This window comes from Salinicola halophyticus (assembly GCF_003206695.1).
GTDB classification, from domain to species: domain Bacteria; phylum Pseudomonadota; class Gammaproteobacteria; order Pseudomonadales; family Halomonadaceae; genus Salinicola; species Salinicola halophyticus.
Window position 1 is genome coordinate 108,415 of the sequence record NZ_PZJN01000002.1, and the last position, 9,060, is coordinate 117,474.

The 9,060-nt window shown below is 63.9% G+C and carries 11 protein-coding genes; 9 read left to right on the top strand and 2 right to left on the bottom strand.

Annotated features, from left to right (window positions below):
• Positions 1 to 67: 67 nt before the first annotated feature.
• From dapA to purC, 4 genes are all read left to right on the top strand, one after another.
• Positions 68 to 952, top strand: coding sequence for a 4-hydroxy-tetrahydrodipicolinate synthase (gene dapA / locus DOM58_RS02080; RefSeq protein WP_110691585.1), 885 nt, complete (start codon positions 68 to 70; stop codon positions 950 to 952).
• 77 nt (positions 953 to 1,029) lie between these two features.
• A complete protein-coding gene (gene bamC / locus DOM58_RS02085) occupies positions 1,030 to 1,983 on the top strand; it encodes an outer membrane protein assembly factor BamC (protein WP_110691586.1) in 954 nt (317 codons plus the stop codon).
• An 89-nt stretch (positions 1,984 to 2,072) separates the two neighbouring features.
• A complete protein-coding gene (locus DOM58_RS02090) occupies positions 2,073 to 2,834 on the top strand; it encodes an MBL fold metallo-hydrolase (RefSeq protein ID WP_245392114.1) in 762 nt (253 codons plus the stop codon).
• A 94-nt stretch (positions 2,835 to 2,928) separates the two neighbouring features.
• Complete coding sequence (purC, locus tag DOM58_RS02095; RefSeq protein WP_075563705.1) at positions 2,929 to 3,639, top strand: phosphoribosylaminoimidazolesuccinocarboxamide synthase; 711 nt, start codon at positions 2,929 to 2,931, stop codon at positions 3,637 to 3,639.
• 171 nt (positions 3,640 to 3,810) lie between these two features.
• Here purC and DOM58_RS02100 read toward each other — a convergent pair whose 3' ends face one another.
• Positions 3,811 to 4,392: a peptidylprolyl isomerase gene (locus DOM58_RS02100; protein ID WP_223162120.1), complete on the bottom strand. Its 582-nt coding sequence runs from the start codon at positions 4,390 to 4,392 to the stop codon at positions 3,811 to 3,813.
• A gap of 121 nt (positions 4,393 to 4,513) precedes the next feature.
• Between DOM58_RS02100 and DOM58_RS02105 the strand changes: the two genes are divergently transcribed.
• Complete coding sequence (locus tag DOM58_RS02105; protein ID WP_110691589.1) at positions 4,514 to 5,035, top strand: GNAT family N-acetyltransferase; 522 nt, start codon at positions 4,514 to 4,516, stop codon at positions 5,033 to 5,035.
• A 5-nt stretch (positions 5,036 to 5,040) separates the two neighbouring features.
• On the opposite strand, the gene tsaA is transcribed toward DOM58_RS02105, so the two are convergent.
• A complete protein-coding gene (tsaA, locus tag DOM58_RS02110; protein WP_110691590.1) occupies positions 5,041 to 5,859 on the bottom strand; it encodes a tRNA (N6-threonylcarbamoyladenosine(37)-N6)-methyltransferase TrmO in 819 nt (272 codons plus the stop codon).
• Positions 5,860 to 5,972: 113 nt separating this feature from the next.
• On the opposite strand from tsaA, the gene DOM58_RS02115 reads away from it, so the two are divergent.
• The 4 genes from DOM58_RS02115 to fabF all read left to right on the top strand — a co-directional run bounded on the left by DOM58_RS02115 (position 5,973) and on the right by fabF (position 9,003).
• Positions 5,973 to 6,533, top strand: coding sequence for a cupin (locus DOM58_RS02115; protein ID WP_157957473.1), 561 nt, complete (start codon positions 5,973 to 5,975; stop codon positions 6,531 to 6,533).
• A gap of 39 nt (positions 6,534 to 6,572) precedes the next feature.
• The gene (locus DOM58_RS02120) at positions 6,573 to 7,076 is read left to right on the top strand and encodes a GNAT family N-acetyltransferase (RefSeq protein ID WP_110691592.1); all 504 of its coding nucleotides are present in this window, start codon (positions 6,573 to 6,575) and stop codon (positions 7,074 to 7,076) included.
• 76 nt (positions 7,077 to 7,152) lie between these two features.
• Entirely contained in the window at positions 7,153 to 7,728 is a 576-nt protein-coding gene (locus DOM58_RS02125) for a winged helix-turn-helix transcriptional regulator (RefSeq protein WP_110691593.1), read from the top strand.
• Positions 7,729 to 7,740: 12 nt separating this feature from the next.
• A complete protein-coding gene (gene fabF, locus DOM58_RS02130; RefSeq protein ID WP_110691594.1) occupies positions 7,741 to 9,003 on the top strand; it encodes a beta-ketoacyl-ACP synthase II in 1,263 nt (420 codons plus the stop codon).
• Positions 9,004 to 9,060 lie beyond the last annotated feature (57 nt).

Below are 9,060 nucleotides of genomic sequence, written 5' to 3' on the forward strand. Positions count from 1 at the left end.
TCTGGTCATTCGATCCCGATGAGACAAGCGGCCGGCCGCCATCCGGCCTCAAAGAGAGAGCTGCAAGATGATCACAGGCAGTATCGTTGCCATGGCGACGCCGATGAAAGCCAGTGGCGAGATCGATTGGGAGGCGCTGCGTCGCCTCGTGAGTTTCCATCTCGACCACGGCACTGACGCCATCGTTGCCGCCGGTACCACCGGCGAGCCGACCACCATGTCGTTCGCCGAGCATTTCGACGTCATTCGCACGGTGGTCGAAGAGGTCAACGGTCGGATTCCGGTCATCGCCGGCACCGGCGCCAACAACACGGCCGAGGCGGTCGAGCTGGCACGTTATGCCAGCGAAGTCGGTGCGGACTGCTGTCTGTCGGTGGCGCCCTATTACAACAAGCCGACTCAGGAAGGCTTGTATCAGCATTTCAAGGCGGTTGCCGAAGCGAGCGAGCTGCCGATCATTCTCTACAACGTCCCCGGGCGGACCTGTTCCGATATCTACAACGAGACGGTCTTCCGGCTGGCGGAACTCGAGCGGATCGTCGGCCTGAAGGATGCCACCGGCAATCTCGAGCGTGCCGAGGAGCTGATCGATCGGCTCAAAGGCAGCGATTTCGCGCTCTACTCCGGCGACGATCCTACTGCCTGCGACTTCATGTTGATGGGTGGCCACGGCGATATCTCCGTCACCGCCAACGTGGCGCCGCAGGCGATGCATGACCTGTGTGTCGCGGCGACCAGCGGTCAGCGTGAAAAAGCCCACCAGATCAATGCGCGTCTGGCGCCATTGCATACGGCGCTGGGGATCGAATCCAATCCGATTCCCGTCAAGTGGGGCCTCAACCGCATGGGTTACGCCGACACCGGCATTCGTCTGCCGCTGACCTGGCTGTCCGAACGCTATCACGGCAATGTCGGCGAAGCGCTGCAGCTCGCGGGTATCAACATCAAGTGAATCTGCCGACGTGGATCGAATCGCCAGGGTTCGTACAGAGCCTAATCAGCCCATTGCTTCGAATGAAAGGTGGATGCATGAAGCCCATCCTCAAATGGATGCCTCTAATGTTGTGCTCGTCGCTGGCCCTGTCCGGCTGCGGTCTGTTTCAGGACGGTTACTACTACGACCGCAACGACGAGTACCAGAACGCCAAGATGGCCAAGCCGCTGGATCTACCGGCTTCACGCAATCGGGTTCTCTATCAGGACTCGATGCCGGTTCCCCAGGCCGACAGCGACTTTTCGGCGGCGGATGCGGTGGATGATGCGCCGCGCCCGCAGCCGTTGGCTTCAGGCCAGGGCGACGAGCAGGCCTATGTCGAGATGCGCGAGGCGGGGAGCGAGCGCTGGCTGCTGGTCGACGCCGCGCCGGCCAGCGTCTGGCCGCGGCTGCAAGGGTTTGCCGTCGATCACGGCGTCCAGCCGACCGCGATCAACGCCGGCAGTGGTCGCATCGAGACGGCGCAGGGCAGCTTGAGTCTGCGTCAGGGCCTGCGTAGCGGTACCAGCGAAGTGCGTTGCGATATCGGCAGCAGCGCCCAGTGCCTGAGTTCGGTCCAGGCCTATCTCGAGAATAACTATACGGCGGACAGCGGCGTGTCGCTGGCCGCGCAGCCACTCGATCAGAGCGAACGGGTCAAGCTGCGCAATCGTGACGGCGGCTGGGAGCTCGATCTGGCGCTGGATAGCGAGCGCGCCTGGTCCGAGCTCTATTATCAGCTGCAGAACGGTTTCGACGATGATCGCCTGACGCTCACCGATCAGAATCGCAGTGCCGGTCAGTTCTTCGTCGACTATCTCCCGCTGAACGCCGAAGGCGGTGGTTGGTTCGACTGGTTCGGCAGCGATCCGAAACCCGAACACTATCGCCTGCAGCTCGACTCGACCGCCGGCAACTCCGTGGTAACGGTTGCCGATGCCGAGGGTCAGCCGGTGGCGTCGGCTGCGGCACGGGAGCTGCTCGACGCGATCGCGTCCACGTTGCGCTGATGTCGTCGCGTTCCACGCCCGGCTTGCATGCGTCAGCCGGGCTCGGCTCACCAGGGTCGAGCTCACCGGGGCCCGGCTCTGGACCCGGACTGAGCTTCGCCTCGCTGGGCAGCGGCAGCAAGGGCAACGCGACGCTGGTCAGCGACGGCGAGACCCTGGTGCTGGTGGACTGCGGGTTCGGGATGCGCGAGGCGGAACGACGTCTCGCGCGGCTCGGTGTCCATCCGCGCCAGTTGACGGCCGTACTGGTGACTCACGAGCACAGCGATCACATCACCGGTGTCGGCGCGCTCGCCCGGCGTCATCAGCTGCCGGTCTATCTCAGCGCCGGCAGCTGGCTTTCAGGCAAGCTGGGCGACGTCCCCAGCCATCATTTGCTGGTGCCGCAGGGGCGTTTCGCCATCGGCGGGCTGGAGATCGATCCGGTCACCGTTCCCCACGACGCCCGGGAGCCGATCCAGTTCTGTTTTCGGGCCCACGGCCGGCGTCTCGGCGTGCTGACCGATCTCGGCCATCCGACGTCGCACGTGGTCGATGCCTTCAGCGGCTGCGATGCGCTGTTTCTCGAATGCAATCACGACCCGCGGATGCTGGCCGAAGGTCCGTATCCGCCCCATTTGAAGCGCCGCGTCGCCGGTCGCTGGGGTCATCTGGCCAACGGTCAAGCGGCAGATCTGTTGCGTCAGTTGGGACTCGATCGGCTGCAGCGGATTGTCTGCTCGCACCTGTCGGCGCAAAATAATCACCCCGAGCGGGTGCTGGAGGCGCTGGTGCCGCTGCTCGACGGTGATGAATCTCGACTGCTGGTCTCGGCCCAGGATCGCGGCATCGACTGGCAGCAGGTGGCATGACGTTGTCATCAAACCGTCCAGCCACCACACCCTGCCTCACCCCTAAACCTCACGAACCTGCTGCCCCGAAGGGCCGCGACGCGGAGACAGCCCCATGCAAAAACGCGATCTTCTCTATGCCGGCAAGGCCAAGTCGGTCTATCTGAGCGACGACCCGCAGCGGCTTGTCCTGCATTTTCGCGACGACACCAGCGCCTTCGACGGCAAGAAGAAGGAAGCGCTCGAGCGCAAGGGGCTGGTCAACAACAAGTTCAACGCCTTCATTATGGAGAAGCTCCAGGCGGCGGGCATCCCCACTCATTTCGAGCAGCTGCTGTCCGACACGGAATGCGTGGTCAAGAAGATGGAGATGATCCCGGTCGAGTGCGTGGTGCGCAATCTCGCCGCCGGTGGCCTGGTCCGCCGTCTCGGCGTCGAGGAGGGTATCGCCCTGAATCCGCCGACTTTCGAACTGTTTCTGAAAAACGACGACAAGGGCGACCCGATGATCAACGAGTCGCTGGCCGAAACCTTCGGCTGGGCGACGCCCGCGCAGCTTTCGACCATGAAATCGCTGACGTTCCAGGTCAATGACGTGCTCAAGCAGCTGTTTCTCGATGGCGGCATGCTGCTGGTCGATTACAAGCTCGAGTTCGGCGTCTTCGACGGCGAGATCGTGCTGGGCGACGAGTTCTCGCCGGACGGTTGCCGGCTGTGGGACGCCGAGACCCGGGAGAAGCTGGACAAGGACCGCTTCCGCCAGGGATTGGGCGGCGTGATCGAAGCTTATGAAGAGGTGGGGCGCCGTCTCGGCATGACTTTCTGATCGATCCGGCCTCTTCGAAGCCACGGACGACGAAGCGCCCCCGATAGCCTGGCTATCCGGGGGCGCTTCACGTAGAGCGTACCGAGTCTGATACCAAGAGCACCGATACCAAGAATACCGATATTAAGAGCACCGATAGTCAGCGTGCCGATAGTCAGCGCGCCGATCGGTTCAGTCGATGCGCTCGGCGCCCTCGATAGTGATCGGGCTCCTGGGCACGTCGGCGTGCGGCCCCTGGCGTCCGGTGGGTGTACCGGCAATCTTGTCGACGACGTCCATGCCCGAGACCACATGACCGAATACCGTGTAGCCCGGGTTGTAGAGATCGCGGTAGTTCAACGCGCCGTTGTCGACCAGATTGATGAAGAACTGACTGGTCGCCGAATCCGGGTTGGCGGTACGTGCCATGGCAAGGGTGCCGCGGGTGTTGTCGATGCCGCTCTTCTCCAGCGCAATCGGCGCATGGGTCTCTTTCTGCTCGAGATCCGCCGTCATGCCGCCGCCCTGGATCATGAAGTCCTGCATGACACGGTGGAAGATCGTACCGGCGTAGAAGTCTTCATCGACATAGCGCAGGAAGTTCGCCACCGTCTTGGGTGCCGCCTCGGGATCGAGCTCGACCTCGATGTCGCCCTGGCTCGTCTCCAGACGCACGTGCGGATGATCGGCATCGGCGAGAGCCGGCAAGGAGAACAGGGTCAGGGCGGACAGGCAAAAGGGAATCAGCGACTGTCGCAGCGAAGGCACTCTCATCAACACACTCCCGTCATTCATCGAAGCTCGCCAGCCTAGCGGGATCGGTACTCGCTGACCAGTGCCGGAGATCGATGGCAGCGGCGCGCCAGTCATCGATACGTCAATCAAAGGGTAGGCCATGAAGCACTACGCAACCGATCGGCTGACGTTGAGACAGCCGGATATTGCAGACGCAACGCGACTTTTCGCCATCTACGGCGACCCTGAAACCAACCGGTTCAATCCGGCCGGCCCGCACGCCGATGCTTCGGTCTCGATGCAGGTGTTGAATCGCTGGAGGGAACACTGGGAAAACCATGGCTTTGGGGTTTGGGCGATCGAGGAAAAGGCGAAGCCGGGGATCGTCATCGGATTTGGCGGTCTTGGCTGGGCGGAAGAAGAGGGCTGGGGCTGGATCGTCAATCTGGGATATCGATTCTCCCCCGCCGTGTGGGGAAAAGGCTATGCCACCGAGATGGGGCAGGGCGCAATAGACTTCGCGACAGAGCGCCTGGCAGTCGAGGCACTGTATGGCCTGGTTCGCCCGCAGCACGAAAAGTCGTTGCACGTCCTGCGCAAACTGGGATTCGGCGAAGTCGGTACGCTGGAAGACACCCCCGGTCAGCCCGCCAGTCTGGTGCTCGAGCGACCACTGCGCTGAGTCGGTCAGCGTGGTTCGATCGCCTCCACGTGGATTTCGGTTTCACCGTCACGGTCCCTGACACGAAAGCGCACGTTGACGTCACGCAGGAACACGCCATAGCACCTCGCGGTGTCGTCCCGGTTAGACGGTGAAGACGCGCCGCCGTGATAGGCAGGGCGCGGATCCTGTGCCAGCACCTCGTCGATCAGCCGGGCCAGCGACTGGCCATCGTCGTGCCGCTGGAGGGCGTCGTTCGCCGCGAGGCTGAACGTGACGCGATGCCGGGGCGGTGGCGCGGGGGCGAAACCGGCGTCGGCATCGGGACGAGACTCGGCCCATGGCAGGTACGGTTTGATGTCGATGACGGGCGTGGCATCGCAGAGATCGTGTCCCCGCAGGTGAAGCTTGACCCGGCTCCGCTGCTCGGCGAGGCGAGAGCCAACAATCGGGGCCTGTGCCAGCGAGGGTTTTGGCGTGCATTCCACATCGACCAGCTCGACCAGCGACAGACCGAGTCGGTTGGGGCGATGAGTGCTGCGACTGGCGAAGACGCCGATACGCTGATTGCCCCCTAGCCGTGGCGGCCGCACCCTTGGCGTCCAGCTCTGCGGGCTGCGATCGAAGACGAAGGTCAGCCACAGATGGGTGACCGCTTCCAGGCCCTCGACCGCGAGGGGATCATCGAACGGCGCTGCCAGGTAGAGAATGGCGCGGGCAGACGGCGCCAGCCCGGGTTGCCGCGGAATTCCGAACTTGTCGGGATAATCGCTGGCGACATGCCCGATCGCCTCCAGCGTGAAAGCGTCATCGGTCGCAGAGGAAGGAAGTCTGGGCGCTCGCATCGTGAAATCGGTTCCAGAGGTGAAATTTCATAACGGTGCCATACTGCATGAGCGCTCTCACGAGGGCACGAAGGCAATTCGAAAACTCGCATGATACCAAGGAGAGGTGTTGGATGAGTTTCCTGCACGTTTATCACGAAGCGGATAGCGACCAGCCGCTGCTGACCACCCATGACGCCTATCGCATCTCGCTGGAGCTGAGTTCGATCGAAGTCTATTTCGATCGGCGTGAGCTGGTGGAGGTGCCGGTTGGCATTCAGCAGCAGCAACTGGTGATGTTGAACAATGAAACCGCGACCGAGATCCAGCAGCTGAGCGGACGCCGATACTGCGACCTGCGCGGCATGAGCCCGCAATATCCCGATCTGGCGCTCAGGCGCGAGCTGCTGTGCACCGAGTCCTCGAACGACGAGGAGAGCTGGCACCTGTTCCTGCGAGGCCAGGCCATTTTCTACTTCCATCTCAACGGTCGCGTCTACGTCGTCGGCTGTGATCGGGGAGATCTGATCTCGGTGCCCGCGGGTCTGCCGCACTGGCTGGATATCGGCCCCGAACCCGACTTCCTGGTACTGACGTTGAGCAACGCGCAGTCGCCGGACCTGATTGCCACGGCGAGTGATATCGCCCTGCGGTTTCCACGTTTCGAAAAGTTGGTCGACGGCATGGCGGCGTGACAGAACGGCGCCGCGGCCGTCGATCCGGGAGAGGACGCGATGCTCGAGCGGACCCGTTTCCGTCAGGCGCTGCCCAAGGACGCGCCGGATCAGGCCGAGGTGTTCCATCACGCGATCATGGAAGGGGCGGCCCGCCAGTATAACCTTGCCCAGCGCCAAGCCTGGTCGATGGCGCTGCCGCGAACCGCCGAGGCCTGGATGGCTCGCCAGGCCATCTATGCGACGCTGGTCGCGGAATGCGACGGTCACTGTGTCGGCTTCTGCGAACGCGACATGACCGCCGGGCGTATCGAAACGCTCTACGTCTGGCCTTCGGTGGCCCGACAGGGTCTGGGCTCGCGCCTGCTGTCGCTGTCGGTCGATGCCTTGCGGGACGCCGGCCACCGGGAGGTATCGATCGAAGCGAGTCTGGTGCTGGCGCCATCGCTGATCGCCCGGGGCTGGGAAACACTGGGCGAGGATCGTGTCGAGCGTCATGGCGAGTGGCTGGCGCGTCTGCGCATGCGACTGGCGCTGCGTAGCCAAGAAGATGATGGACATTGACGCAGGCCATTCGTGAACGGAGGTCCCTTCGCAGGCGTTCCCTTGGACTGGGAAATTCGGTAAAGTCGCTTCCATAATGAAAGTGACTCACGATATTTCCGCTCTTTGTCCCGTGGCCCGCGCGCTGGAGTGTGTCGGCGACAGCTGGACGCTGCTGATCCTGCGTGACGCCATGCAGGGAGCCCGGCGCTTCGACGAATTCCAGCGCGGGCTGGGCATCGCGTCCAGCATGCTGACGCGGCGCCTGGACCGTATGGTTGCCAGCGAGCTTCTGGAAAGACGCTGCTACCAGCAGCATCCACCGCGCCATGAATATCATCTGACCGCCAAGGGGCACGATCTCGCGCCGGTCATTCTGATGCTTTACCGCTGGGGCGAGCGCCATCTGCCGATAGAAGCCAACGGTTTCTATCTGATCGACCGACGGTCGCAACAGCCCGTCGATCCGATTGTCTACGACCGCCTCCAGCAGCGGCCGTTGGCGCCCGGGGACGTGCGTATGGCGCCGGGACCCGACGCGACACCGGCGGTTCACGCGCGAGTCGAGCGCATGCGTGAAGCGTTCGAGCGCAGGACTTCTTCCGACTCGACGGTGGAGGCGGCGTCCGACTGGCGCCAGACTCGCACCGCGAGTGATTCGATCAATGACTGAAAGGACATCGTCATGCGACGTATCGTAGTGACAGGTATGGGAATCCTCTCGCCGCTGGGATGCGGTATCGAGACGGTATGGCAGCGTCTGCTGTCTGGCGCCTCCGGGCTACGCCAATTGCCGGCCGAGACCGTCGAAGGCCTGGCCGTCGGCGTGGGTGGCCCGGTGCCGGCCATCGCGGACGACAGCGCCGGTTTCGATCCCGACGCGACCATGGATCCCAAGGAGCGGCGCAAGATGGACCGCTTCATCCAGATGGCGGTGGCGGCGGCGGAAGAAGCGCTGGCCCAGGCCAACTGGTTCCCGCAGACCGAAGCCGAGAAGGAGCGTACGGCGACTCTGATCGGCTCGGGCATCGGCGGCTTCCCCGCCATTGCCGATGCGGTGCGCACGGTCGATAGCCGCGGGCCGCGACGGCTGTCGCCGTTCACTATCCCTTCGTTTCTGGCAAACCTCGCCTGTGGCCAGGTCTCGATCCGCCATGGCTTCAAGGGCCCGCTCGGCGCGCCGGTCACCGCGTGTGCCGCCGGCCTGCAGGCGATCGGCGACGCCGCGCGCATGATTCACGCCGGTGAAGCCGACGTGGCGCTTTGCGGCGGCAGCGAGGCGTGTATCGATCGCGTCAGCCTGGGCGGCTTCGCCGCCGCCAAGGCGCTCTCCAGTCACTTCAACGACACCCCGGAACAGGCCTCGCGGCCGTTCGATCAGGGTCGAGATGGCTTCGTGATGGGCGAGGGCGCCGGGCTGATCGTGATCGAGACGCTCGAACACGCCCTGGCACGCGGTGCGACGCCCATCGCCGAGCTGGTTGGCTACGGTACGACTTCAGACGCCTATCACATGACAGCAGGCCCCGAGGATGGCTCCGGCGCGGCGCGCGCGATGGAGATTGCGCTGCGTCAGGCCGGGCTGGACGCGGGCGAGATTCAGCATCTCAATGCGCACGCGACCTCGACGCCGGTCGGCGACCGGGGCGAACTCGCCGCCATTCATCGGCTGTTCGGCGACCATTCGCCGGCAATCAGTGCGACCAAGGCCACCACCGGTCACCTGCTGGGTGCCGCAGGCGGCGTCGAGGCGATCTTCACGTTGATGGCGCTGCGCGATCAGATCGCGCCGCTGACCCGCAATTACACCGACCCCGACCCGCTGGCAGCGGACCTGGACGTGGTCCACGGCGAGTCGCGCAAGATGCCGATGGAGCACGCCATCTGCAATGCCTTCGGGTTCGGCGGTGTCAACGCCAGCGCGATCTTCAAGCGCTACGAGGGCTGAAACGGGCTGCGCTCGGCAATACGACACGAGCTACGACTGCGCCGGCTTCGGGGCGCT